21 protein-coding genes and 1 pseudogene are annotated in these 25,291 nt (G+C 41.2%); 10 read left to right on the top strand and 12 right to left on the bottom strand.

Features of this window, described 5'->3' with window-relative positions:
* Window positions 1-33 precede the first annotated feature (33 nt).
* A complete protein-coding gene (locus NOS7107_RS24060) occupies window positions 34-369 on the bottom strand; it encodes a hypothetical protein (RefSeq protein ID WP_015115538.1) in 336 nt (111 codons plus the stop codon).
* A gap of 508 nt (window positions 370-877) precedes the next feature.
* On the opposite strand from NOS7107_RS24060, the pseudogene NOS7107_RS28175 reads away from it, so the two are divergent.
* Window positions 878-1,938, top strand: a pseudogene (locus NOS7107_RS28175) (IS630 family transposase).
* A 360-nt stretch (window positions 1,939-2,298) separates the two neighbouring features.
* Here NOS7107_RS28175 and NOS7107_RS24045 read toward each other — a convergent pair.
* Window positions 2,299-2,844, bottom strand: a complete 546-nt coding sequence (locus tag NOS7107_RS24045; RefSeq protein ID WP_015115537.1) for a DUF721 domain-containing protein — start codon at window positions 2,842-2,844, stop codon at window positions 2,299-2,301.
* A gap of 133 nt (window positions 2,845-2,977) precedes the next feature.
* On the opposite strand from NOS7107_RS24045, the gene NOS7107_RS24040 reads away from it, so the two are divergent.
* The 9 genes from NOS7107_RS24040 to NOS7107_RS24000 all read left to right on the top strand — a co-directional run bounded on the left by NOS7107_RS24040 (window position 2,978) and on the right by NOS7107_RS24000 (window position 12,276).
* Entirely contained in the window at window positions 2,978-4,228 is a 1,251-nt protein-coding gene (locus NOS7107_RS24040; protein WP_015115536.1) for a hypothetical protein, read from the top strand.
* A 141-nt stretch (window positions 4,229-4,369) separates the two neighbouring features.
* Window positions 4,370-5,077: a PspA/IM30 family protein gene (locus NOS7107_RS24035; protein ID WP_015115535.1), complete on the top strand. Its 708-nt coding sequence runs from the start codon at window positions 4,370-4,372 to the stop codon at window positions 5,075-5,077.
* Window positions 5,078-5,239: 162 nt separating this feature from the next.
* Window positions 5,240-6,028: a PspA/IM30 family protein gene (locus NOS7107_RS24030; protein ID WP_015115534.1), complete on the top strand. Its 789-nt coding sequence runs from the start codon at window positions 5,240-5,242 to the stop codon at window positions 6,026-6,028.
* Window positions 6,029-6,215: 187 nt separating this feature from the next.
* Window positions 6,216-6,551, top strand: a complete 336-nt coding sequence (locus tag NOS7107_RS24025) for a co-chaperone YbbN (protein ID WP_015115533.1) — start codon at window positions 6,216-6,218, stop codon at window positions 6,549-6,551.
* A 67-nt stretch (window positions 6,552-6,618) separates the two neighbouring features.
* Window positions 6,619-7,812 carry an LL-diaminopimelate aminotransferase gene (locus NOS7107_RS24020; RefSeq protein WP_044500290.1) on the top strand — a complete coding sequence of 398 codons (1,194 nt, stop codon included), beginning with the start codon at window positions 6,619-6,621 and terminating at the stop codon, window positions 7,810-7,812.
* 172 nt (window positions 7,813-7,984) lie between these two features.
* Window positions 7,985-8,371: a PEP-CTERM domain protein gene (locus NOS7107_RS24015; RefSeq protein ID WP_015115531.1), complete on the top strand. Its 387-nt coding sequence runs from the start codon at window positions 7,985-7,987 to the stop codon at window positions 8,369-8,371.
* A gap of 306 nt (window positions 8,372-8,677) precedes the next feature.
* Complete coding sequence (locus tag NOS7107_RS24010; RefSeq protein WP_015115530.1) at window positions 8,678-9,664, top strand: NF038130 family PEP-CTERM protein; 987 nt, start codon at window positions 8,678-8,680, stop codon at window positions 9,662-9,664.
* A 411-nt stretch (window positions 9,665-10,075) separates the two neighbouring features.
* Window positions 10,076-10,498 (top strand): response regulator, encoded by a 423-nt coding sequence (locus NOS7107_RS24005; RefSeq protein WP_015115529.1) that lies wholly within the window; start codon window positions 10,076-10,078, stop codon window positions 10,496-10,498.
* A gap of 734 nt (window positions 10,499-11,232) precedes the next feature.
* Window positions 11,233-12,276 (top strand): diguanylate cyclase, encoded by a 1,044-nt coding sequence (locus NOS7107_RS24000; protein ID WP_015115528.1) that lies wholly within the window; start codon window positions 11,233-11,235, stop codon window positions 12,274-12,276.
* 142 nt (window positions 12,277-12,418) lie between these two features.
* On the opposite strand, the gene dxs is transcribed toward NOS7107_RS24000, so the two are convergent.
* The 10 genes from dxs to NOS7107_RS23950 all read right to left on the bottom strand — a co-directional run bounded on the left by dxs (window position 12,419) and on the right by NOS7107_RS23950 (window position 25,188).
* Window positions 12,419-14,326: a 1-deoxy-D-xylulose-5-phosphate synthase gene (gene dxs / locus NOS7107_RS23995; RefSeq protein ID WP_015115527.1), complete on the bottom strand. Its 1,908-nt coding sequence runs from the start codon at window positions 14,324-14,326 to the stop codon at window positions 12,419-12,421.
* Window positions 14,327-14,618: 292 nt separating this feature from the next.
* A complete protein-coding gene (locus tag NOS7107_RS23990; protein ID WP_015115526.1) occupies window positions 14,619-15,308 on the bottom strand; it encodes an S-layer homology domain-containing protein in 690 nt (229 codons plus the stop codon).
* Window positions 15,309-15,699: 391 nt separating this feature from the next.
* A complete protein-coding gene (locus NOS7107_RS23985; protein ID WP_015115525.1) occupies window positions 15,700-16,959 on the bottom strand; it encodes an alkaline phosphatase PhoX in 1,260 nt (419 codons plus the stop codon).
* A 159-nt stretch (window positions 16,960-17,118) separates the two neighbouring features.
* Entirely contained in the window at window positions 17,119-18,453 is a 1,335-nt protein-coding gene (locus NOS7107_RS27440; protein WP_015115524.1) for a lipase, read from the bottom strand.
* A 447-nt stretch (window positions 18,454-18,900) separates the two neighbouring features.
* Window positions 18,901-19,635: a hypothetical protein gene (locus NOS7107_RS23975; protein WP_044500288.1), complete on the bottom strand. Its 735-nt coding sequence runs from the start codon at window positions 19,633-19,635 to the stop codon at window positions 18,901-18,903.
* Window positions 19,636-19,763: 128 nt separating this feature from the next.
* Window positions 19,764-21,851 (bottom strand): S-layer homology domain-containing protein, encoded by a 2,088-nt coding sequence (locus tag NOS7107_RS23970; RefSeq protein ID WP_015115522.1) that lies wholly within the window; start codon window positions 21,849-21,851, stop codon window positions 19,764-19,766.
* 153 nt (window positions 21,852-22,004) lie between these two features.
* Entirely contained in the window at window positions 22,005-22,940 is a 936-nt protein-coding gene (locus NOS7107_RS23965; RefSeq protein ID WP_015115521.1) for an alpha/beta fold hydrolase, read from the bottom strand.
* A 19-nt stretch (window positions 22,941-22,959) separates the two neighbouring features.
* On the bottom strand, window positions 22,960-23,466 hold the full coding sequence (locus tag NOS7107_RS23960) for a DUF4112 domain-containing protein (protein WP_015115520.1): 507 nt from the start codon (window positions 23,464-23,466) through the stop codon (window positions 22,960-22,962).
* 99 nt (window positions 23,467-23,565) lie between these two features.
* A complete protein-coding gene (locus tag NOS7107_RS23955) occupies window positions 23,566-24,492 on the bottom strand; it encodes a YihY/virulence factor BrkB family protein (protein WP_015115519.1) in 927 nt (308 codons plus the stop codon).
* A gap of 348 nt (window positions 24,493-24,840) precedes the next feature.
* Window positions 24,841-25,188: a KGG domain-containing protein gene (locus tag NOS7107_RS23950; protein WP_015115518.1), complete on the bottom strand. Its 348-nt coding sequence runs from the start codon at window positions 25,186-25,188 to the stop codon at window positions 24,841-24,843.
* Window positions 25,189-25,291 lie beyond the last annotated feature (103 nt).

Here is a 25,291-nt window from a genome sequence, read left to right as displayed (position 1 = left end):
AAGAGAAATATTTTTTATGTCTATAAACCGAGTCTAATAAGAAATAGTGGCTAAATTAGCACTGACTGTCTTAGCCTCAGCCTCTTCAGGAATTAAATTAGCAATTTCCTCAATAGTCACAAATGTTATGTTGTCGGCAACAGCAACTAAAGGATGAGAACTGTCTAAGACTGGTGTGCCATCGGGCAAACTCCAAGAATCTTCTAAAGTTTCCCAAGAAGGTGCAAAAGGTGGAAGTGCTAAAGAACAAGCTTTCCAAGCGGCTTGCACAGGCGCTCCCAACTGTTGACACATTCCGCCACGGCGACCTTCTGGGTTGTAATGACGACAATATCTACAGGCAGATGTCAAAAAGTTTATCGGTTTCATTTGAGTTCATCTTTAGTGCTGTTCAGGGCTGTCTTACATATTTATATTCTGCGCCTAGATATAAATACGTAATATTGGCAGCAAATTATTATTTACACTAGGTTCTAGCGATCCCAACACAAAAATAAACTTCAGGATGTTTTTAGAATCTTGTTATATTTTTAAATGATTACTAAAGTAACTACCTACTAATTTTCGGCTAAAAATAGCTAGGGATCAAGGGTAAAACTTAAAGTTTAGATTTAAACTCCGCTTAACTTTAATGCTTCAAACAAGCTTATATATAGCTAGTCAACGATAAATCTGTGTATTTATTTTAGCAATTCAGTCTGAAATTTACATAATTCTTACTGAGACATCATCTGTGAAAATTTATTGGCTGAGACATCCTTTTCACTAAATCAAGTACTCAGTCATTTTAAAAATTCAACCTTGTATGTATCGATCAGTAAGTAGCTGGTTGCAATTAAATATAAGATAAAGTGAGTTCAAAAACAGATGCGACTAGATGCCTGCTCCATTACGAGTGACATTAACAGATTTAGAAGATTTGACACTGGCTCAGTTGCGAGAAGCGACAACCGTTCCTCAACGCACACGAGATCGCGCCCACATGATTCGATTAAATGCTCAAGGATGGAATGTACCAGCAATTGCCCAGATTTTTGAATGTCACGAACATACGGTAAGAGCAACACTGCGGCGATGGCAGAGCTTGGGATTGGGGGGATTGTGGGAAAGAGCAGGACGAGGAGCAAAGCGTAAATGGCTGGAAGCGGACTTAGCATACTTAGAGCATTGTTTAGAGGTAGAACCCCGTACCTATAACAGTTTGCAGTTATCACAAAAGTTGGCTCAACAGAGAAATGTACAGCTCAGTCCAGACCGTCTGCGACGTTTGCTCAAAAAAAAGGCTGGAGATGGAAACGCACGCGTCATAGCCATAAAGGGAAACAAGATCCAGACAAACGAGAACTTAAACAAGCAGACCTAGATATCTTGAAGCAAGCGGCAGCAGATGGTTATGTTGAACTGAAATACCTTGACGAATCTGGATGTTGTCGTTGGAGTCCTGTCAGCTATAGTTACAGCCGTATTGGTAGCCAAAAACTCATGCCACAAGTAGGTAGTCGTGGTGGTCGTATTAGCATTTTGGGTTTATGGGAACCTCAAACCAGTTTTGAGTATGCCTTAGTTCAAGGTGGGTTCAAAACACCGCGTTACATTGAAGTGATGGATTTGGTTGCAGCTAAAGCACAACAAACTTTAGATGAAACTGGTCAAATCACTGTGGTTGTTCAAGACAATGGCTCCTTGCATCGGAGTAACAAAGCAAAACAACGATGGCAACAATGGCAAGAACAAGGACTATACTTGTTTTTCTTACCACCCTATTGTTCTCAAATGAATCGAATTGAGGAGGAGTGGCATCAATTGAAGACTCATGAAATTGCTGGACAGATGTTTGATAATAATTATGATTTAGCGATGGCTATTATTGATGGCATTGAAGCCAGAAGCCTTAAGGATGGATATGCTCTTGAGCGTTTTATATTTAATTGCGCCTAGCTACTTACTCAGAACGGAGATAATAAGAGGAAAATAATTTAGTAGGATTTTAGACAATTTATATCAGGAAATTACCTAAAATCCTGGTAATAATAAAAAAATAGATGGCTTTAGTTAAGCCAAGCTAAAACTTACGTAGAGTCTATGATTTTTTGGCGTTCTTCTCTACGAGACGCTACGCGAAGGCGACTGAGGGTGACTGTACAATATGAACTTTACCAAAATTTTCCGAGTTTTTTTGTAAAAATATCAATTTTAGTTAAAGAATATTAAGTATTTGACTGTTCTTAAACCAACGTATTCACAGCAAAAATCAACAGTGAGGCAGAAGTACACCCAATCTCAATCAATAACTTATGTTCAAAACTGCTTAGAGGCACAAACAGCACAAACTTGCCAGCGCTCAATTTCTCCTGGAGGGGTAGGAGATTGACATTGGGGACAAAGAGGTAAACCATACGATCGCACTTGCATTTTTTTAGCCCATAGTCCAAAGGCCGTCTGAGGATTTTCCAACGTTTGCGAATCATCACGCTGCACATAACTCACATTTCCCAGATAACTAGGATGTTCTTGCGGCGAACCTGTGAGTTGTTGCTGTGGCTTTGCTGAAGAATTCTGCCACCCAGCCGTAGAAAAGCGGATATCAACCAATGGGTTAGGCAAATTTTCATTTAACTTTAACAGGATGATTTGGCGTTTAAAAGCCAGATTTTGCGCCCAAGCAGCACTTGAAGTCGCCACTCGCAAAACATCACGCTGAATCACTAATGGTTGGGTATGTTTAGCGGCTGCTGCACCTACCACTTCTGCCCAAAAATGAAGCACTTTTTGAAATGGCTGCTCTTGCCATCTGGCTTGTTGTTCTAAAAAGCCTAAAATATCATTGACTGATTTCAAAGACATCCTTACTTCAAAGTGCTGAGTGCTGAAATTCAAGATAGTTCAAGAAAGTTTACAGTGATGCGAAATTTTTCGCTAGTATTAGCACAAATTAGCTCTATTCCATTCCACAGTCTAGGTTTGAGGCAGACAGGTAATGAGTCAAAACTCGCCCATAGATTCCGGTATTCAATCATCTAAACCACCTGAGTTAAAGCCCCCGCTAGCCGCAGCCCTGGCCAGTTTGGAAGTGCAGCTAGATCAAGAGTTGGCTAGATACCGTCGTTCACGCATAGCATCAAAAACAGCTTATCAATCCCGTACAGGGAATAACATTAACACTCAAACCCAGGACACAACAGAAATAACAGCACTAGCGGGCAAAATTCAGCTACCTGTAACTGAAGTTAAAACGAGTATACAGCCTGCATCTGTAACTGAAGTGTCTCTAGAGAAACCAGTAACAACAGCTAAAACAGAAACGATAGAACAGCCGCAGCAGAAATCTTCTAGCAGTTCCAACCAAACCCAAATTCCCTTACCATCACTAAATTCTACTAGCAGTAGCAGTATAGTGCCTACCACGGCTCAGGTGACTCCCAGTGAAAATTTGATGCAGGCAAAGGAAACTCCGACTCAGCCAGATGATTATTTGGAATCGAGTGAAGCATTGCTGCGGAGTTTAAACGATGAACAACAACAACAAACAAAGCCCCCCAGTAATTCTAACGATAGTTTGCTATCACCTTTAGGTATCGGCTCGATGTTGTTACTGTTGATGGCTAGTTTGACTTTGGGTTACATAGTATTTAATCCGAAAAGCTTGCCACAGTTGAGTTTTGATAAAATCTTTAATAGTAATTCCGCTGCTAATACCGATAAAACTCAGACTCAGGAAACAGCCAGCCAGTCCCAGCCTCCAGCCCAAACTGAACTTACACCCATACCGAAATATCCCAATTTGGCGACAAAAGAGTTTCCTGAACTGAAAGACCCCAACGATATAGTTGGTTTACAACCAAAAACTCCCCCAAAAGCGATCGCACCTGTAAATCCGCCTGTGATAATTCCCGCACCAGTCGCACCACCTGTGGTTAACCCCTTACCAGATATGCAGCCAGTGCAGCCTTTGAATCTACCCCCTATCGCCACAGCACAACCTGTACAGCCTCTGGTAACTCCCCCACAGGTAAACACCGAAATCCAACCAGCAGCAGATGGGTTCTATCATATCGTTATGGATAATGAAGGCGATCGCACGGTTACTTCTGTACGGCAAGTAGTTCCTGATGCTTATTTATCGCGCGACCAAAAGCTGATTTATCTCGGTGCGTTAAAAACTAAAGAGCAAGTGCAGAAAAGATTACAAGAACTACAAGCAAAAGGCATTAAAGCACGGGTGCAGTAGCCATAAGTGATAAAAATCTACGATAGGATGAGGAAAACATCGACAAAATGCTCTGCCTGTTGACTGACAACAAGCGAAAAATGCGGTCTTGGGGTCTCCCCAAGAAAAGCAATTTTTCAAGAGAGTGAATGGAGAGCCGACATGGAATTAATCAAGCGTATCCTGCGGGTAATTCGCGCTAACCTCAATAGTCTGATAGGCAGTGCAGAAGATCCAGAAAAAATTTTGGAACAAGCCGTCGCCGAAATGCAAGAAAATTTAGTGCGCTTGCGACAGGGGTTAGCACAAGCCATCGCTACCCAAAAACGCACTGAACGCCAAGCAATAGCCGCCCAATCCACAGCAGAAACATGGTATCGTAATGCCCAAATTGCCATAAAAAAGGGCAATGAACCTCTAGCTAGAGAAGCCCTAACCAAGCGTCGCGCTTATCAAGAAACTGCCACTTCCCTCTCCAATCAAATCGGTCAACAAACCGAAATTGTCGAGCGACTGAAGAAAGATATGCGATCGCTAGAAGCCAAAATTTCGGAAGCCAAAACTAAAAAAGATATGTATATTGCCCGCGCCCGTTCGGCGGAAGCATCCTATCGACTTCAGGAAATGCTCAGTGGAGCTTCGGCTACTAGTAGTCTCAATGCTTTTGAACGTATGGAAGAGAAGGTTTTTCAGATTGAAGCGAAATCAGCAGCTATAGGTCAATTAGATGGTGATGATTTGCAAAAACAATTTACTTCTCTAGAATCTGCTAAAAGCATTGATGCCGAATTGGCAACCATGAAACAACAGGCACTACATGAATCAGAAAGTACACCACCACAGCAATTGTCTCCAGATCCAGAGCCATAAAAACTAGTCAATCGCTATAGTCAGGGTATATCTTAACAATTAAGAGGTATCAGGAGGTACCGAACCAAGCCGGAAAGATTACATTTAAATAAGAAACTATTAAATAGTAAAAACCTTAACTGTTCATCCAAGTACCGAAACTGCAAAAGGAAAAACAAAATTATGGGATTATTTGATCGGATTAAGCGAGTAGTCGGTGCAAATATCAACGACTTGGTAAATAAAGCTGAAGATCCAGAAAAAATGCTAGAGCAAGCCATCCTGGAAATGCAGGAAGACTTGGTGCAGTTGCGTCAGGGTGTAGCTCAAGCGATCGCCGCCCAAAAACGCACTGAAAAACAGTACAATGATGCCCAAAATGAAATCAACAAATGGCAGCGTAACGCTCAACTGGCACTGCAAAAAGGTGATGAAAATCTCGCCCGCCAAGCCCTAGAACGTAAAAAGACGTTCACAGAAACCGGCACAGCACTCAAAACTAGCTTAGATCAGCAAAGTACTCAAGTCGAAACGCTAAAACGCAATTTAATCCAGCTAGAAAGTAAAATTTCTGAAGCCAAGACCAAAAAAGAAATGCTCAAGGCGCGGATTACTACCGCCAAAGCCCAAGAGCAACTTGAAGGTATGGTGCGCGGAATGAATAGCAGCAGTGCAATGGCAGCTTTCGAGCGGATGGAAGAAAAAGTCTTAATGCAGGAAGCCCGCGCCCAATCAGCCGCAGAGTTAGCTGGCTCAGATTTAGAAAGCCAATTTGCTCAGCTAGAAGCTGGAAGTGATGTGGATGATGAATTGGCTGCTTTAAAAGCATCACTACTACCACCCGCAACTCCAGCCAATCAGAACTTATTACCACCAGAGCAAACTACTCCTTCCCAAACAACCCCTCCCAAATCGAATGAAGTAGTTGATGCTGAATTGGAATCTTTACGCAAGCAACTGGATCAAATGTAAAATTTTGTTAGACACTGATTTGAGCTAGTCCCACACCTATTGGTTGTGGGATTTTGCGTCGGTGGTCAAAAGTCAATAGTTGAGAATTCTTATAGTTAACCATAAACTATGGACTTTGGACTATTGACAACTTTGGGATAAAGTATTTTTTGTGCCAATTAATTGATGTCAACTAATGGAGACTGCCATGAGTAAGGGTGTAATCACCATCACTGATGCTGAGTTTGAAACCGAAGTGTTGAAATCTGAGCAGCCTGTATTAGTTTACTTTTGGGCTTCTTGGTGTGGCCCATGTCAGTTGATGTCACCACTGATTAATCTAGCTGCCAACAAATTTAGCGATCGCCTGAAAATTGTCAAAATGGAAGTTGACCCCAATCCAATTTCTGTCAAACAGTACGGGGTCGAAGGTGTACCAGCCTTAAGGCTAATTCAAGGGGAAAAATTATTAGAAGCAACTGAGGGAGTTATTAGTAAAGACAAATTACTGAGTCTGCTAGATACGCATTTAAATCAAAATTAATCAATAGTCAATAGTCAATACTATGGACTGTTGACTATTGGCCCTTGACCATCGACCCTTGACTAATATGCAATTTGCACAGCGTTTACAACCTCTACAATTTAACGTGTTTGCGGAGATGGACAGAGCCAAAGCTGCGGCTCTGGGTGTCGGGCAACAGTTAATTGATTTGTCATTGGGGTCTTCTGATTTGCCCACGGAGGCGCACGTTCTGGAAGCGATCGCCCAATCTCTCGATGACCAGACTACTCACGGTTATTTGTTATTTAACGGCACACAAGCATTTCGTCAAGCTGCGGCTGATTGGTATGAGCAAAAATTTGGCATCAAGGTTGATCCAGAAACAGAGGTACTACCTTTAATTGGTTCCCAAGAAGGTACGGCGCACTTACCTCTAGCTTTATTAAATCCTGGTGATTTTGCCTTATTACTCGACCCTGGTTATCCATCCCATGCAGGCGGAGTCTATTTAGCCAGTGGCCAAATCTATCCAATGGCTCTACTAGCAGAAAATGGTTTTTTACCAGTATTGGCAGATATTCCCGCCCCTGTTGTGGCCCAGTCGAAGATGATGGTGTTGAGCTATCCCCATAATCCCACTGCGGCGATCGCACCTTTAGCATTTTTCCAAGAAGCTGTGGCTTTTTGTCAACAACACAATATTGTTTTAGTTCATGATTTCCCTTATGTAGATTTAGTATTTGCAGAAACTGCGGGAATAGGCAAGAGTTTTCCTCAGTCTTTGGTTCCTTCAATTCTGCAAGCTGATCCAGAAAAAAGCGTCTCAATTGAATTTTTCACACTTTCTAAGTCTTACAACATGGGCGGCTTCCGCATTGGCTACGCCATTGGGAATGCTGAGTTAATCAAAGCTTTACGCCACATCAAAGCCGCAGTTGATTTTAATCAATATAGAGGGATTTTAAATGGGGCGATCGCCGCCCTCACGGGGCCGCAAGCCGGAGTCAAAAATACAGTTGCGACCTTCCGCCAACGGCGCGATGCTTTCGTGAATGCCTTACATCGCATTGGTTGGCAAGTTCCTAGCCCTCAAGCTACTATGTATATTTGGGCTAAATTACCTTCTCCTTGGCAGAACAATTCTGTCGAATTTTGTACCCAGTTAGTTAAACAAACTGGCGTAGCTGCTTCTCCTGGCGCTGGTTTTGGTAAATCTGGAGAGGGATATGTCCGTTTTGCCTTGGTACATGAACCACCTTTGTTACAAACTGCGGTGGAGAGAATTGCTAAGTTTCTTTAAGTACGTCGAGCTAAGTGGATTTATCAAGTCTTGATGTTAAACTTGCCAGAGTTTTATTAATCCCTACCTGTGCGGGGTTTGTTTAAGATAAACTACAGAGAAATTACTGAAATGTCATCGAGATATTACAATCTATCGACGACAGTAAATTACAAGTAATTAACACAGGTGCATGACAAGTATTGTGGTAAAAATTCGCGTTTGTGCTGCGTCTTTTGCAGTGATTGGTGCTTTAGGACAGCAACCTCTTTGGGCATTTAGCAATACTTCATTAGCAGAAAATACAGAAGATATGAATTTCCAGCCTGAAGCCACTGAAGATGGAAAGAACATTGACAGCACAAATCATGACTACACACCAAGCTTAATTCCTCAACCGCCTACTGCTACTAGTGCGGCTCCTCTATCAACCTACATTCATCCATATAGCAATAGGTGGACAAACCTCCAGATTCCATCTCCTCGTCCACGCCAAGTGCCAGAATCTTCAGCAGTATTAGGCTTGATGGCGATCGCCATCTGGTTTGGTACACAATACAAGCGGAAACAAGCTCAGTAAAAAAGTCGTTTTTGCAGTCCGTGTAATATTAATGACAATGGTAAAATCAGTAATTGTGTATAATTGCTGAAATAAATAACAAAATATTAGTCATCTTTTTATTCATAATCTACAACAGCTTTACCCAATTAAGTCTCCCAGTTTCTTAAACTGGTTTGGTGTGCGTAACTACTAAACATGGCTGAAAAGCTGGTTATCTTTTTTACCAGCCGCATTATTAAAAAGCCAAGGCCTGTAGTCAGGCTAATCCAATTCCAGAAACAAAGACAGTATATAAAATTACCCCCAAACTGGTGGAGACAGTAAATGAAAAGAATTTTCCAAACACTTGTAATTGGTGCCTCAATGGCTGTTGGCGTGAGTGCGATCGCCTCTAACCCAGCACAAGCTGGTAGCCTCACTAATGCCATCATTACTGGCAATGATTACATCAAGTACAGCGCTACTAATACAAACACAATCGCAGATGCAAATGCTGATTTAGCAACTATCTTAACGGGTGACAGCAGCAGCCCTACTGGTAACGTTGAACTATTTGCTAGTAGTGAAAAATCTCCTCTATCCCCAACCTCAGCTGCAACTACCTACACAGCACTCAAAAGTTTCTTAGATTACACTCAAGTCACAACTCTCAGCGGCGAAATTAATGGTAAACAAATCTCTTTAAGCAGCTTAACAGCTTCTGATTGGTTTGGTGGAGCTACAAGCAGCGTCAGTACATCAATCAGCAGTGCTTTGGGCATTTCTAATTCATTGGCTCGTTTAGCTGCTCTAAACACAGCAATTAGTGGGCTGTATAATCCATCTAACTTAGCAACTCAGTGGTTTAGCAGTACTTTATCTACTTATGGTATGACTGCTAACCAAACACTCTTTAACCAGTTTCTACTCGCAGGTGGATTTCAACGCTTCAGTGACCCCAATATTTCTTATGTTAACCAAAATGACACCACTGGCGAAATCAAGATTGGTTTAGCAGGTCACTATGATGCAGCAGCCCTGTTAGGATTGACACCTAATCCACAAAAACCAATACAAGTTAGCGAATTGGTCAAGGTTTCCTATAACGGTGGCCCAGATCAAATCCGTTATAGTTATGAAGCTACGGCATCTGGTTTAGTTTCTAATGATGGTACTAAATCTCATAATGGCAACTACGAAGTCAGTCTCCAAGGTATACCTGTGCCAATTCCAGCGCCAACATCTGTACCAGAACCCTCAGTAGTACTGGGCATGTTAGGTGTAGCTGGAATCGTTGCTACACAACGCAAATTAAAGAAAGTATCAGGTTAAGACTCTGGTTTCCATCTCAAACAATCAGCCAAGGAGCATATATTGCTCCTTTTTTTTATAAAAAATTAATCTATCTTATGTAAAAATACTGTTGCTTATATCACTTAAATAGGTCATTTTTTTAAGTATATTTACATTTATAAGGCCGTCAAAAAAGTTAAATTTTATTAACAAATTTAAATAAATATAGAGTAAGTATTAAGTTTTTATGAAGATTACTCAATAAATCGCAATCATGCTATTTAGTAAATGTTAGAAAAAAATTAATTTTTATTTACCTATTATTTGAAACAGCAAAATATCTTCAATAAAGTAAAAATACTTAATTTAACAATACATGAGATTTTTGTCATTCCATTTATCAGCTTAATAAGGATTTTTTAGAATATTAGTCTTAAATTATATTTCCTAATGACAGCACATTTACTTAACATAAATCAGCAAGTGCATCCGTATCAATTAAAAAGAATTTTACTAATTGAAGATCATGATGTAAATAGAATGTTGCTGAGTGATTATCTAGGTTACTGTGGATATAATGTCAGAAGTCTATCAAATGGCACAGCTTTATTCTCAACAATAGAAAACTTTCAGCCAGATTTAATGTTACTAGACTTGAAGTTACCAGATGTTGATGGTTATTGGCTGATAGAACAAATCCAACAACATCCATATTTACCAAAGATACCTATTATTGTGGTTTCAGCCTTTGCTTTTAAAGCAGATCAAGAGCGCGCTATAAGTTTAGGCGCTCGTCGTTATCTTGTCAAACCTATAAACTTGACTGCTTTGATGATGACAATTCAAGAAGAGTTGGCTTGTCGCTGCATCTAAATTTTGAATTTTGCTGATTTTTTTATATTTACAATTCACATTTTTATTACTTCAAAATATCTGGATTTTTCGTAATTTTACGTAAATTGATTTTTCAATCAGACAAAATTATATATTTTTACACTATTTTTTCAATATAAATCATACTATCAAGAACAATATACTATCTAAAAGCTGTTCAGCGTTTTAGCCGAGTATATACGTCAATAATTTTAGATATTGATTATCATAGAATTATTAACCTTTAGATTGAGTTAACAATTCAAGTAATCGCTGAAGTTAGCAAATAGGTGATTTTGACATATCATCACATAAAATCCTATTTGCTGAGGATGATAATTTCCTAGTGCTTAAATCCCAAAAAAGTTTATAGGAGTTAGGATGCAAGGTTTTAGATATGGCTGATGTTGGAGAGTGAGATGTAAATCATCCGAGAGATTTACCTAAAGTTAGTATTATTTAATATCAGGTTTATTGGTAAAACTGTTGTAGATGAGCTAATATGTTTCCGCCAAATAAGGTTTTTCTGTAAAAGGAAGGGAATAGAAACAACAAGCTTATCTGAACTGGATTACTAGAGAAATATTGGAATATTAGCTATAAAATTTTTCACATACTCGTATTATATAGCAGTTTTCTATCCTAATAAATTCCAACTTATTTAGCCACTGACTGTAGTAAATCATACTTGACTACAACAAGAAACGCTATATTTAAATAGGTATTTGTTATATATGAAATTACATCAGAGAGAACCAAATGATTCTAGAATAAATATTGTAAAATCCTTGGCAGAAACAGAACTGTATATTACTGCCGAAATGGCTATTGATCAGCACAAAATTAACAAACAAATGCAAGAAGAACAGCAACCAATGGGGGCAATTATTAACAGTATGCAACATGCTGTAGTTGTCACAGATACTCATGGTTGCATTCAATTTATGAATTCAATGGCTGAAGCACTCACAGGTTGGCAGTCAAAAGATGCTTATGGAAAAGATTTAGCAGAAATTGTCAAATTAATTGACAAAGATATAGAAGAAACAATCGAAAATTTAGCGATGCTAACAATAGTAACAGGAGCAATTTTACATTTACCAGATAATTGTGTGTTAGTTGCTAAAAATGGTAGAGAAATATTAGTAGGAGATTATGTTGCACCTGTTCGTGATAGTAATAGCAATATTACTGGTGTAGTGGTAGTTCTTCAAGAAGTTACCCAACGCAAACTAATAGAATCACAATTACTCCAGAATGCCTTTTATGATGGACTAACAGCATTACCAAATCGAGCTTTATTTTTAGATCGATTGAAGCAAGCTGTAGAAAGAAGTAAACGCCGGATAGATTACCGTTTTGGGATTTTATTTTTAGATTTAGATAGCTTTCAAGAAATTAACGATCGCTTTGGCCATGCAATGGGCGATGATTTACTAGTAGCGATCGCTCGTAGGTTAGAATCTTGTCTTCGTAGCGGTGATACAGTCGGACGGTTTAGTGGTGATGAATTTGCTGTCCTGCTAGAAGATATTAAAGATATTCATGATGCGATTAACGTTGCCAAACGAATTCAAGATACTTTAGGCTTACCCTTGACCCTCAACGGCAATCTGATTTCTACCACAGCCAGTATTGGTATTACGATCAATCAAGGCGGTTGTGACCAACCAGAAAAATTGCTCCAAAATGCGGATGCGGCGATGTATCATGCTAAACAGCAGGGAAAATCTCGTTATGCTGTATTTGATGCAATTGATAGTAGAGAACAGCCTTAAAAATCTTTGTGTTGTCCGTGTTCGAGAATTGTAGCATTGTTGGAAATTTAAGCGATCGCCCTAATTCCATTGCGAACACAAAAAAAGGTGGTAATTTACCACCCTCATCACAATATGGAATTGTGAATTTTACACAGCAGATTTAAACCACAGCCGATACTTCTTTCTGAAAGTAAGCCTCCATAACTCTTTCAGCAATTTGACGACTAGTTAAACCTAATTCTGCCTTAGATTCTTCTGGGGTAGCGTGTTCAACTAAAGTGTCTGGGATACCAATACGCTTCACAGGGACAACGATATCCGCATCAAGTAAAGCTTCAGCCACAGCCGAACCAAAGCCACCCATCACACAACCTTCTTCCAGAGTGACAACGCGACCAATTTTCTTAGCCAACGGTAAAATCAACTCTGTATCTAAAGGCTTGACAAAACGCGCATTAATCACTGTTGCTTCAATGCCGTGTTCGCTAAGAATCTCCGCCACCTGCATACTGGGATAAACCATTGTGCCGTAGCCAACGATTAACACATCATCACCATTGCGGAGAATTTCACCCTTACCAATTTCCAAAGGTTCCCAACCTTCTTCCATCAAGGGTACACCGTGACCATTACCACGGGGGAAGCGCATGGCGATCGGGCTACTAGTATGATTAATCCCAGTGACCATCATCTGTTGTAATTCTGCTTCATCCTTCGGTGCCATTAACACGATGTTAGGAATACAGCGCAAATAAGCAATATCATACATCCCTTGGTGGGTGGGGCCATCAGCGCCAACAATTCCTGCCCTGTCTAAACAGAAGAACACGGGCAAGTTTTGAATACAAACATCATGAATAATTTGGTCGTAAGCCCGTTGTAGAAAGGTTGAGTAGATAGCAGCCACAGGACGCATCCCTTCCGATGCTAAAGCCGCAGCTAAAGTCACCGCATGTTGTTCGGCGATGCCAACATCTATATATTGATTAGGTAGTTTAGCTTGTAGCTTGTCTAAACCTGTACCAGTGGCCATTGCTGCCGTAATACCGATGATTTTCGGGTTTTGTTCAGCAAGTTTGACTAAGGTATGGGCAAAAACTTTGGCATAAGCGGGAGGTTTGGGTTTGTTAGAAGGAATAGCTTTGCCAGTTGTTAAATTAAAAGGAGTTTGGGCGTGGTAGCCTACTTGGTCTTGTTCAGCTATTTCATAGCCTTTACCTTTGATTGTGGCTACGTGTACCAAAACTGGCCCTTGTATTTGATGCGCCTGTTGGAAAGTCGCAATCAATTCTTCTAAGTTGTGTCCATCAACTGGCCCCATGTAGGTAAAGCCCAGTTCTTCAAATACCGCCCCGACTTTGGGAACCGCCAAGCGCTTCATTCCCTCTTTAATGCGTCCCAATTCGGGAGATAAAGATTCACCAACGAAAGGAATTTGCTTGAATTGTTCCTCAAAGTTGTCTTTGATGAATTGTACTGGTGGGCTAAGGCGCATTTTATTCAGATAGCGAGGAATCGCACCCACATTCGGCGAGATAGACATCTCGTTATCATTCAGCACCACCAACAGGTTAGTTTTGGGCATGTGTCCAGCATGGTTGATGGCTTCCAAGGCCATACCACCTGTTAAAGCACCATCACCAATGACAGCCACAGCTTTAAATTTTTCGCCTTTGGCATCTCTGGCTAATGCCATACCCAAGGCGGCAGAGATACTTGTAGAAGCATGTCCAGCCCCAAAGTGGTCAAACTTGCTTTCGCCGCGCTTGAGATAACCAGCAATTCCGTCTTTTTGTCTGAGGGTATGGAAGTTACTGTAACGTCCTGTAATCAGTTTGTGGGGATAAGCTTGGTGTCCTACATCCCAAATAACTTTATCCCGATCTAAATCTAATGTTTGGTAAAGCCCTAGAGTTAACTCTACAACACCCAAACCTGGCCCTAGATGACCCCCTGTTGCGGCTACTGTTTGGAGGTGTTTATCGCGGATTTGGCGCGCAATCTGTTGCAGTTGCCGGATAGATAAACCGTGCAACTGATTAGGATGGGTGATTTCACTCAGATGCATATTATAGGGTTTTCCTCTCTAATTTCTACTTCTGGTATTCTGATTTTCCCACGGTCGGGTTGTCCCCACGATTATGAGGAGTTGCAATTCCGTTACATAACCCATTAAGAATTAGAACTTACGTAATCAAACTCTCTCAGAACTTACTTACACAGATATCTGTTGACATTGGGTGTAAGGGTATAGGGTGTAAGAGTTTTGCATACCAATATGCCCCGGCACCATTGGCAAAACCCTTGATTTTTCGTTGAATTGTGTAAATTCTACCAATATGGGTAAGTTACCTCGGCTACTAAGGGGAAACTGTATTATCAGGCACACTTGGAACTTCTGGTGTATCCGGTAGTTGTCGTTGGCGTTGCAAATATTTACTCAATACGTAAGCCATATCTCCGCGTGTCATAGGTTGTAATGGAGAAATATTGCCTTGACTATCTGTGTTGATCAATCCTTCGGAGACGACTGTGGCGATCGCTTTTCTTGCCCAGGTGGGAATTGATGTAGCATCAGGATGAGAGGAGAGAATGTCATTGACTGTACTATCATCAAATTGAAATACGCCGTAAGCTTGAGCAAATATCGCTAAAGCTTCCGCCCTGGTTACTCTTTGGTTGGGAAAAAATAAATTTCCCCGATAGCCTTTCATAATGTCTGTTTTTAAGACTATCTGAATATCGTTAAATGCCCGATTCGAGGCTGGTACATCGGCAATCACAATGTTTTCTTGACTAACAGCTTGTCGTTTGTCTAGTCGAAAAACTTTCACCATAATTGAGGCTAATTCTGCCCGACTCAGCAATTTTTCAGGATAAAAATTGCCATCAGCAGAATTAGTCATCCATTGGGCTTTAATTACCTTTTGAATGGGATCTGAGCTTGTTTGAGAAGGAGTTTCTGTTGATTGTGCCTGAACACTTACAGGAAAACTTTGTAGTAGCACAACTAAAGAAATAGCACTAAAGTACTGGCTGATATTTCTCATTATTTTCAGATACTCATTTTATGAATACAAAAAACTGTCAAACAATTTTGGATTTTGGATTTTACCCATCAGATGAAGACGCAGAATAGTTAAGAAATGTTGCGAAGCTGAGTTAAAGATTACAGCATTATGGAGCGATCGCCAATCTTCTTACCAATTACCAGCAAACTGTAGCTCACAATAATTTTTGTAGTCAAGCAAAACCTGATAAACCGAACAAAGATCATCTAAAAAGGATTCTAAGAATGCAGCCACAAACTGGCAGGAATTATTTTTCTAGAACTTAAAGGGTTTGTGCGAATTGTGTTGATATTTTCTACGTGCCTTTGTAAGTTAAATAAATTATATTTAACTTACAAAGGCATATAAATTACAGAGTTAAGAGCTAATTTTACCAGGGGCCCCAAATCGCCAGAGTAATTCCTGGGGTTTGTATATTTGCAAACATGGTTTGTCCATCAGGTGAGAAACAAACTCCAGCAAATTCATTGCTATTCAAGCGATTACGAGCAAATTTATAGAGTGAACCGGTTGGCGTGATACCCACGATGAAATCAGTACCATCACCATCTTCACAAAGAAAGATGTCTCGATTGGGAAAAACGACAATATTGTCTGGATTGTCTAGCACACCAGAATTGTTGGGTTCAATATATAGCTCAACGGTATTGTTAGCGGGTGAATAACGCCAGATTTGCCCATCTCCAGAACTACCCCCACTTTTACAAGTGAAGTAGACATAACCACTGCCATAAAATATGCCTTCCCCACCGGAAAACCTCGCAGCACCGCTGTTATACCCTGCTGTTCTAACGGTATCTGACGTGGGATCAGGATTAGTAATCTGTACCCAGTCCACTGCCCTAGGCATATTTTTTGGGAAACCCGTAGCTGTGTTAATTCCAGATGACCCGATAATCCTTAAGGCGTATAGCGTACCACCAGAACTCAGATTGTTGCTGTTATTGGGAACGAAGCGGTAGAACAGTCCATTTGGCTGGTCTTCTGTCATGTAGATATACCCTGTATTTGGGTCTACAGCGGCAGCCTCATGATTAAAACGCCCCATAGCAGTTAGGGGAACTGGAGTAACAAAAGTATTGGCGCTACTGGGAACTTCAAACACGTAACCATGCTTTTTGCCGTTATTGGTTTCAAAGGTTTCCTCGCAACTTAACCAAGAACCTGAAGGCGTAGGGCCACCAGCACAATTGCGAATTGTTCCCGCTAAGACTCCCCGATGTTCTACCAGGTTGCGAGAAGAGTTAACTACTAATTTAGTACAACCACCTCGCGCATTTGAGTTGTACTTGCTACCCGTAGGAGCATTCAAAGGATTGCTAGAAGTGGGAGAGAGTTCGTGGTTCCGAATCAGAATTGTATTACCATTAGCTCCAGGGAAAGCCGCCATACCATCATGACCACCGGGAACTCTGTAGCCGTCGGTCATTGTTTGTCCCGTTTCTGATAATCTCCTGTAAGAGAATCCCGCTGGTAAATCTAAGACACCTAGAGGATCGGTTTGTAACGCACCGTAAGGCCCGGCTGCTAAAGTGCGCTTGGCATAAAAAGCTTGTAATGGTGATAAGAGAACTGCACCAGCTGTTCCAGTTCCGGCTAGGGTGAAAAATTTCCGTCTTGATAAAGTCACTGTGTTCTCCTGAATTTTGAATGCAATTCACTGACTGCTTAATTGCTAGTCGTTACTCAGGAGTTTTAAGTGATTAATGTTAAGAGACAGCTAAGATAACCTTATAAAACCCAGTTAAAAACTATCATCCCACTGTTATGAGATGATAGTTTTTGAGATTTAGACAGTGACAAAATAGCTGGCGCTCAGGCTGAGGTTGGTGGAGCCTTGAATAATAGCCACTAGTTCCAGACTACTTTCATTCAGGAATAGGGCTGTACCTGTAGGTAAACCAGTTGGTACAGATCCCAAGCTATAGCTAGATCTAACGCCAGATAATTGGATAGTGTCTTCTAAAGCATTGAAATCAGTAATTAGGGCATAGTCGCCTAGGCCGGAAGTGCTAGTATTACCATCGCTGTAGAAGACACCTGTGGTAGTACCGACGACAAAGCGATCGCTCCCAAGACTCCCAGTCAATCGGTCAATTTCACCTAAACCTCTACCAGATACTGCATCTGCGCCTGTGAGTATGTCGTTACCATCATCACCAAACAAGCGATCGCTCCCAGTCCCAGCAAAGACAGAATCGTTACCTCGTCCACCGTTGAGGCGATCGCTCCCACTATCCCCATACAAAGAATCATTGCCATCACCACCTGTGATCCGGTCATTGCCGGCATTGCCTCGGATGGTATCATTAGCGGCACCACCCGATAGAACATCATTACCCGTAGTACCTAGAAGATTGAGCGCAACAATTACTTTATTATTTCTTGTGCTGTTATAGTTCTCACCTAGAAACCCACCATTCAGGACTGTATTTAAGTTTAAGAGAGTGCCGTTAGACTGAGTAAAGCTATTGCCTTGAAGTAACTGTGTATACAAAGTGTGGGCGTAGCTATGATTACCCACAAAACTAATTTGTCCTGGTTGGAAAAGATCATTCCAGTTGATATAGAGGTCTAAGGTAGCTAATCGTGCATCATAGCCAAGAGTTTCACTGGTATGTATGGCCGTCACGCGAGTCGCATCTGTGGGATCTAGACGATCGCCTGTGGCTGCGCCTTCAAATTCTGGCCCGGCTGGATCTAGCCCGACTATTTGCCCAATAGAACGCCCTGTAGAAGCACGATAAGCAGAGCCAGCAAACCCCCCTACGTGCGCTCCTAAACTATGCCCGATAAGGTTGATATCAGTTGCATCTACGCCACTATTTCTTAAGTAAGTAGCTAATTGATTACCGACATCCCGCGTGTTGGCCGCAGCCGTTGGATAATATAAAGAACTAGCGCCTGCTTCCCAATCTACCAAAATGATGTTTGCATTCGACTCGCGCTGTCGAATGGTTTGAGCAATGTTTACTACCCAATCTGCGGGTGTATAGTTATTACCAGCGTTCCCAGCAGTGCTTTGATAGCCATGAATAATCGTGTATGTCGGTGCATCGGCATTAATCCGCCCTGAACGGTTAATCGCACCGTTACCCCAAATATTAAAACTGACTTGAACCATAAGAAAAATGTCTGTTTTTTGGGAATAAATGTTTTGACAGCAAAAATTCATTCATTTGATTACATATCTGCAATCAAATAAATGTCAGATTAAAAATTATTTGGCGCTACTGAATTTATTGATAAAAATGATTTTACTGATGAATAAAATCTTTGTATAGACGTTATGAGGCAACGTTTCTATACGGATTTATATCTCAATTCAGCAATATGCAAAAATTTAAATAATTGAAAAACTGATTTTGCTATAGACAAATTAAACTGATTACTTAATTTTTTAGTAAAAATTAGTATAAGTTTAATTTAAAAATAAATAAAATTTTATTTATGGTTACAGATGCGATCGCCTGTTGAATATTCAAAATCGCACAAAAAACTTATACCCACAATTTTATCTATGCAGGTTCACAAGCACAGCAGAGACACAAATGTAAAATCTCTGTGAAATTTACCAACTTTGTTCAAGTTGTTTATGGGGCGAAACCTGTTGGGGCTTTTCGTGAGAAATAGCTTTGAGTTTGGAGGTGAATGACTCGGAGCGATCGCTTGTTTCGGGAGTAAAGCGCCCAATTGGAGGATGATTGACTGTAGATGCCAGTAACTTTGGCTGTTTATCAGGGTTTGATGATGGAAGATGACTGGGAAGCATTGGTTGTGAATTCAGCCTGGATTTAACCTCGGTAGCTGGAAGACTCAATGTTGAAGATGCCAAAATGTTTTTGACTCGTTGACTATCTACTCGGCTCGATAATGTCTCTGTTCGTTTGTAGCTCTGCTGATATTTATCATCAGCGACAGACGATGAATGTGTTGTTGCCAAATTGGCAACATTCGCTACATTTTCTGAGCTAATATCTTCTTGAGCAGGTGGTAAGGCTGGTGTAGACAGAGCCGTTAATATTTCTGGGAATTTGCTACAAATCAGGCGTTCAAATTCCATATTGAAATGATATATGGGCTGCTGTCGGCGTTGCCAAAATGCCATAATTTGCTGTACAGAAATGGCTTTATAGCGACCTTGATAAAGCGCTTCAATGACTGCTAGGTGCAGCCAATCCAGAGGATATTGATTTTGCCAACGGTTAACTAACTCAATGGCAGTATAGCCAGTGAGATCGAAGCTGTAATGAGTAAGTAGAGCAGCTGCCAATTCGGCAGAAGTTTCTGGCGTTTTGGTAAACATGGGACTATTGGCTTGCGGCAACAGGTATAAATTTTCGACCCATCGCCTATAGCCTAGCGTGTTTTTAGCTATAGGGTTGGTAAACAAGAGTTTCCGAGTGGATAAGCAGTGTTTTTCATTTTACTTGGTCAACTCTTGGCTGTCGAAACAATATAGGGGGAATTAAGATTTGGTGTGCGGTTAATAGCTACTAAGGCTTGATAAACCATTGCTGCGACTTCCGCCCTTGTGGCTTCTCGCGTAGGGGCGAGTAAACTAGGCTGGGGATAGTTGACAACAATTCTTTGTTGTGTAGCAGTTGCCACCGCTTTTTGGGCATAGTCAGGAATAGTATTACTGTCAGTGTAAGGAAGTAATATATTACTTTGGGCAGCGGGTAAACCGAGTCCATTGACTAGAGAAACAATCACTTGTAATCTTTGCACATTTTGATCGGGGCGGAAGGTGCGATCGCTAAATCCACTCACAAAGCCCCCACTTGCCGCAATTTGTAAAGCTTTGTATGCCCAAAAATTTTGGGGGACATCAATAAATTCAATGGCTGGGCGTTTGGGCGCGGGGTTAAAAGCCGCCGCCACTAAAGCTGCATATTGGGCGCGAGTCATGGGTTTATCTGGCTGGTAACTACCATCAGCAAAACCGTGGGTTAAATTCAGGCTGGCTAAGGCGCGAATAAATGGTTCCGCCCAGTGTCGGTTTAAGTCGGCAAAGGTGGGAACTTCGGCATCGGGACTGACAATATAAGGTGAAGCGATCGCTTTTTCTTTGCTGTTGGCGACTAATGCCTGATATAGTAAGGCGGCAATCTCACCGCGTGTAATCTCCCGCAGTGGTTCTAATAAATCAGATTGGGGATAATTGACGATGATGAGTTTTTGCGTGGCGACGGCGACTGCATTAGTAGCATAACTGGGAATTTGGGCGCGATCGCGGTATACACTCAACACATTCGGAGTGCCACCGCCGAATTTTAAACCATTCACAATAGATACAATTGCCTGTACCCTGGTGAGATTGTTGCCTGGGCGAAATGTCCCATCAGGAAAACCGCTAATAAACCCGGCTGATGCTGCACTAGAAATAGCCGCTGCTGCCCAAAAATCAGGTTTCACATCGGGAAATTGGCTAGATTTGCTGTTGCTGGGTAATTGAAAGGTTTTCGCCAGCACAGCCGCATATTGGGCGCGGGTAATTGGTGCATTTGGGGCAAAAGTGCCATCAGGAAAGCCACTAATTGCGCCGCGACTGACTAACGCTTGCACAAACAAAGCCGCCCAATGTCCCACTAAATCAGGAAAACTACTACTCCCGGTAACTATTCTCGGAGTATCTTCTGTGGCGGCGATGAAATTTACCTGTCCTTTGACTAAAGTAAGATTTAATTGATTACCTGCGGAAATGATGGGTTGGGCGGCAGCATTTTGTAAATCAAATTCGCCATTATCTTTAAAGATATTACTGCCTGCATCTTGGCTGCTACCTAAATCTGGCACAGCATTAGCATTGACTAGTAAACCACCTTGGGCATTTTTGATAATTAAATTTTGCCGTAATACCGGACGAGCATCACGAGACAGGGCGATCGCGGTACGATTCTCTGATAATTTATTATTGGCAATTAATGGGGCGGCTGAGTCAGTAATGGCTATCCCCAAAGGATTTTTTTGAAAAGTGTTGCGTAACACTTCCCCTTTACTATTACGCGCCATAAACAATCCACTGGCAGCATTTTGGACAAACACATTATCTAAAATGGCTGGTTTGGCATTACCTGTAGTAAATATTCCTTCCCGTCCACAGTTAAGTAACGTATTGTTAGCCATGTAGGGAATTGATGATTCTATCCACACCCCAGTGCCTTTCGGGATAGGATTAGTCACACTCACACCCATCAGACTGGCATCACCCAGCAGCAACAACGTAATATTCTGCACACTAAAACTTGGGCTTTGATATTCCCCACCCCCAGAAATGATAATTCCTGCACCTTTATTCACTTCATTACCAATAACTGTTACTCCCGCAGTCAACACCAAGGGAAACTGTTCACCATTGGCGGCGCTATAATTGCCAGGTGCCAACTGAATAATTATTGGTGTTGTGGTTCTTAACGCACGGGTGAGGGTTTTAAACGGACTCAACCGCGAACCATCATTTGTATCTTTGCCTGTTACAGGGTTGACATAGAGTGTGGCCACGAGGGTGGAGTTTACCATTGGTTGTTGAGCTGCGAGTGTTTAAATGTCACGGCATGAATAATAACTTATTGCAGGAGGCAGAATAATTTGAGATTTTAAATTTTAGATTTGGAATTTGTTGATGAAAAATCCTAAATCGGACTTACGCAAAAAGCTTTGTCATCTTCTGGCTTAAACAAAATTTGTTTCCTGTAAAAATTCTACAATTGCCCCATTAATAACTTTTGCCGAACCTGTAGAAGCATCATGATAGCAATCAGACAGAATTTGCAACTGGGAATTGGCAATACATCGATGTAGTTTTTCCCCATGACTAGCAGGAAACCAACTATCTTTATCACCCCATAAAATTAGTGTGGGACATTCAATATTAGATAGCTTGTTTTGAATTCTACTCAGCATATTTGGTTTACTGCTTTGCAGGTTTTCAATTTCTCTCGCAGCTAGTTGTAAATCTTCGGCAACTTTTACCAAAGTACCGGGAATTTCTGTAAAAGGATAAGTTATCCAATACACATCTTCTTGGGATAAAATCGATGGATCAAATAGCACTCTACGTCGTTCGATCGCCATAATTTCTCTAACTAGGGGCGAGAATAAATAAGCTAACCGTAATGAATCTATTGTTTGCAAAACTTCTATTGGCGTTTGAGCCAAAATTGACATTACCCAATGGGGTAAGCTGTTGGCAAAAATAGGTACATTAACTACTACTAACCGTGCTACTAATTCTGGCTTTTCTTGCGCTAGGGCTAAAGCAACTAACCCACCTAAAGACTCTGCCACAAGCACAGCAGGTTCATCACATAATTCTTGAACAATGCGCTCTAATTCAATAACCTGATGCCCATCATATTCTCGACGCAGGCAAGGTTTTTCGGAAAATCCAAAGCCTTTAGCATCAAAACAAATGACTCGAAAATATTTTGATAGTGGTTCAACACTATAACGCCAGTTATAGCTCCAGCTACCCATACCGTGCATTAAAATTAAGGGCTTACCTGTACCTTTTTCTCCATAAGCAATTTGTACAGGATACCCTTGAGCATCAGTAATAATTAAACTTTGCCGACCTTGAGGAAAAGTTGCTTGCCACCAATCTTTCATTCTTTTACTAATTTAATATCTAACCACCAGTTATTACTCGCCACAGAGTGCTAATTAATAGCACTGGTATTGTAATTAAAACAATGCCTAGTAATAATAAGCCAAATAAAACTACTAAGACAAACCAAGTGTCTGCTTTGTGTGTACTGCGAGGAACTTTTAAATGTTCTTCTAACAGTTTGAGATTATATTCGTTGGATTTCCAAGCAAAATCAAACAAGTCTCCAGCTACAGGTAAACTACCTACCAAGCTATCAATGATAATATTCAAGATCATTCTGCCTAAAGTAGCTTTAGTAGCACCTAATCGTGCGGCTTCTAAGATGATGTAGCTCGAAAATACCAATCCTATAACATCACCACCCACAGGTAGCAGCCCCAACAGTGGATCTAAACCTACACTCATTTCTGTACCGGGAATAGTGATGGCTTTATCCATAACGCGACTCAGCTGGCGCAGCCGCCTCAAGGAAGGTGCTTGAGCGTCAGGATCAATATGAGGAAACCGTGAGGAAGAATCAGGCATTCAAGCGATCGCTTCTTTGATGTTGAACCGTTCAATATTTTACTGCTGCTGGGCAATTTGACAAGAGTTTGTCCTAATACTTAATTTACAAGTGCTGAGTTATAAATTTTTTTCCTCCTCTGCCCCCCTGCTCTCTTGTTCCCCGCTTCCTACCTTCTGGTAGTGCATATCTTCGCCAACAATCACGTTTAATTGATTGCCTATGAGTAAAACAGCCGCACTCATCCATAGCCACAACATTAAAACGATGACAGTCCCAACTGCTCCATAAACTTTGTTGTAGTTGCCAAAATTGGCTACATAAAGCCGAAACAGTGATGAGAGTATTGCCCAAAAAATCGCGGCTAAACTTGCTCCTGGCATAATGGGTGTACCGGAATTCCACACACTAGGCCCATAGCGATAAATAAAACTAAAGGCGCTGGCAACAATACCTAAACTCACAGGCCAGCGTAACAACTGCCAAAGGTGCTGTAAGAAAAGTAAAGAATGATGCTCATGCACTACTATGGTCAACACTAAGTCACTGACAAAGATTAGAAACGAAGCCAACATCAACAGTACAATAGTACCAAATGTCAAGCCCAAGGATATCAGTTTAGCTTGCCAAAAAGGGCGGCTCTTTTGTGGTGGAGTTTGATGGATTTGATCAAATGCAGTCATCGCCGTACTTACTGCACCGGAAGCAGTCCAAATAGCGATCGCAAAGCTCAGAGAAAATAAACTACTATTTTTAGAGTGGGCAATTTCTCTACTGGCAAAATCCCGAATCAAAATCAGTGCTTCTTCTGGCGCAACTTGACTCAATAAAGTTGCCATTTGCCTAAAGGTATCTTGTAAAGACTCTGCTAACAAGCCGATGGCTGTGAGTACTGCCAAAATAGCCGGAAATAAAGATAACATGGCATTGAAGGCAATTTCAGCCGCCAGTCCTAATAGTCGTCGTTCGATTGTCCGAGCAAAGGTTTTTTTGAGGGTGCGCCAATTAAGATAGCGAAAAAAACGGACAAAACGCGGCTTTGGCATAACTAACTATTAAGTCTTCACAAGCACAATGTCACAATAACTTATAGCAGGTGATAGGTTACAAGTGTCTCAGTTTTATCATCTATCGACGTAGATGTGAAGACGCGGGGAAATTGAGAATTTCCCCGCGCCGATTTTATCTGATGATGCCTAGTTCAGAAGATAGCTAGACAACTACATCTGTAGCAAATTTAGCATATCGCTCTATGTAAAATTCCTTGGAATTGGCGATCGCTTTTACCGATTATTGACTGTGGGTATTCCCGAATCACAAAACTCTGTCAATTAGCTTGCTTCCCCACACCCCTTTACAACCACTAATCTTTGTGTACGAGTCCTAACAAGAAACTATTTGTTCTTGTTCTTGTGGCTTTGGCGACCTGCTTCAGCGTGCTGTTCGCTTGTACCACCCTGAGTACCCTTTGATTCAGTATCTTGTGCATCGTCAGCATCATCTTGTTGTTTCTTGCGACCACCGCCGTGAGAGTGCTTTCCACCTTCACGACCAATTTCGGCCATGTGTTCTCTATCTTGGCTGACAGTTTCACCGCCCTTACGACCAGCTTCACGAGCTTCTTCGGAAGTGAATTCGTGAGCAGTACCTTTTTCATGAGCAGCGTGTCCGCCTTTGCTGGCGATTTCGCGTTGCTTATCTTCATCCATAGAAGCAAAGCCGCGTTTGCTAGTATCTGACATAATATTGCTCCTGGTTATGAACTATAGTTTTTGACTTTTGCAGTTAGTAAAAACTTTTAGTTGATTCACGTTCTCAATTTAGCTATCTAAAAAGCAGCTTTCA

The sequence above is a fragment of the Nostoc sp. PCC 7107 genome (assembly GCF_000316625.1).
GTDB lineage: Bacteria > Cyanobacteriota > Cyanobacteriia > Cyanobacteriales > Nostocaceae > Nostoc_B.
This window is presented reverse-complemented; position numbering and strand designations above follow the sequence as displayed.

Bases quoted from the DNA above. Each gene is read 5' to 3' on its own strand.
- NOS7107_RS23950 (WP_015115518.1), bottom strand. From the start codon at position 25,188: ATGTCAGATACTAGCAAACGCGGCTTTGCTTCTATGGATGAAGATAAG.
- NOS7107_RS24015 (WP_015115531.1), top strand. From the start codon at position 7,985: ATGACAAGTATTGTGGTAAAAATTCGCGTTTGTGCTGCGTCTTTTGCA.
- NOS7107_RS24000 (WP_015115528.1), top strand. From the start codon at position 11,233: ATGAAATTACATCAGAGAGAACCAAATGATTCTAGAATAAATATTGTA.
- NOS7107_RS23960 (WP_015115520.1), bottom strand. From the start codon at position 23,466: ATGCCTGATTCTTCCTCACGGTTTCCTCATATTGATCCTGACGCTCAA.
- dxs (WP_015115527.1), bottom strand. From the start codon at position 14,326: ATGCATCTGAGTGAAATCACCCATCCTAATCAGTTGCACGGTTTATCT.
- NOS7107_RS23965 (WP_015115521.1), bottom strand. From the start codon at position 22,940: ATGAAAGATTGGTGGCAAGCAACTTTTCCTCAAGGTCGGCAAAGTTTA.
- NOS7107_RS24045 (WP_015115537.1), bottom strand. From the start codon at position 2,844: ATGTCTTTGAAATCAGTCAATGATATTTTAGGCTTTTTAGAACAACAA.
- NOS7107_RS24060 (WP_015115538.1), bottom strand. From the start codon at position 369: ATGAAACCGATAAACTTTTTGACATCTGCCTGTAGATATTGTCGTCAT.
- NOS7107_RS23990 (WP_015115526.1), bottom strand. From the start codon at position 15,308: ATGAGAAATATCAGCCAGTACTTTAGTGCTATTTCTTTAGTTGTGCTA.
- NOS7107_RS24020 (WP_044500290.1), top strand. From the start codon at position 6,619: ATGCAATTTGCACAGCGTTTACAACCTCTACAATTTAACGTGTTTGCG.
- NOS7107_RS24040 (WP_015115536.1), top strand. From the start codon at position 2,978: ATGAGTCAAAACTCGCCCATAGATTCCGGTATTCAATCATCTAAACCA.
- NOS7107_RS23975 (WP_044500288.1), bottom strand. From the start codon at position 19,635: ATGTTTACCAAAACGCCAGAAACTTCTGCCGAATTGGCAGCTGCTCTA.
- NOS7107_RS24035 (WP_015115535.1), top strand. From the start codon at position 4,370: ATGGAATTAATCAAGCGTATCCTGCGGGTAATTCGCGCTAACCTCAAT.
- NOS7107_RS24005 (WP_015115529.1), top strand. From the start codon at position 10,076: ATGACAGCACATTTACTTAACATAAATCAGCAAGTGCATCCGTATCAA.
- NOS7107_RS23955 (WP_015115519.1), bottom strand. From the start codon at position 24,492: ATGCCAAAGCCGCGTTTTGTCCGTTTTTTTCGCTATCTTAATTGGCGC.
- NOS7107_RS24025 (WP_015115533.1), top strand. From the start codon at position 6,216: ATGAGTAAGGGTGTAATCACCATCACTGATGCTGAGTTTGAAACCGAA.
- NOS7107_RS24010 (WP_015115530.1), top strand. From the start codon at position 8,678: ATGAAAAGAATTTTCCAAACACTTGTAATTGGTGCCTCAATGGCTGTT.
- NOS7107_RS27440 (WP_015115524.1), bottom strand. From the start codon at position 18,453: ATGGTTCAAGTCAGTTTTAATATTTGGGGTAACGGTGCGATTAACCGT.
- NOS7107_RS24030 (WP_015115534.1), top strand. From the start codon at position 5,240: ATGGGATTATTTGATCGGATTAAGCGAGTAGTCGGTGCAAATATCAAC.
- NOS7107_RS23970 (WP_015115522.1), bottom strand. From the start codon at position 21,851: ATGGTAAACTCCACCCTCGTGGCCACACTCTATGTCAACCCTGTAACA.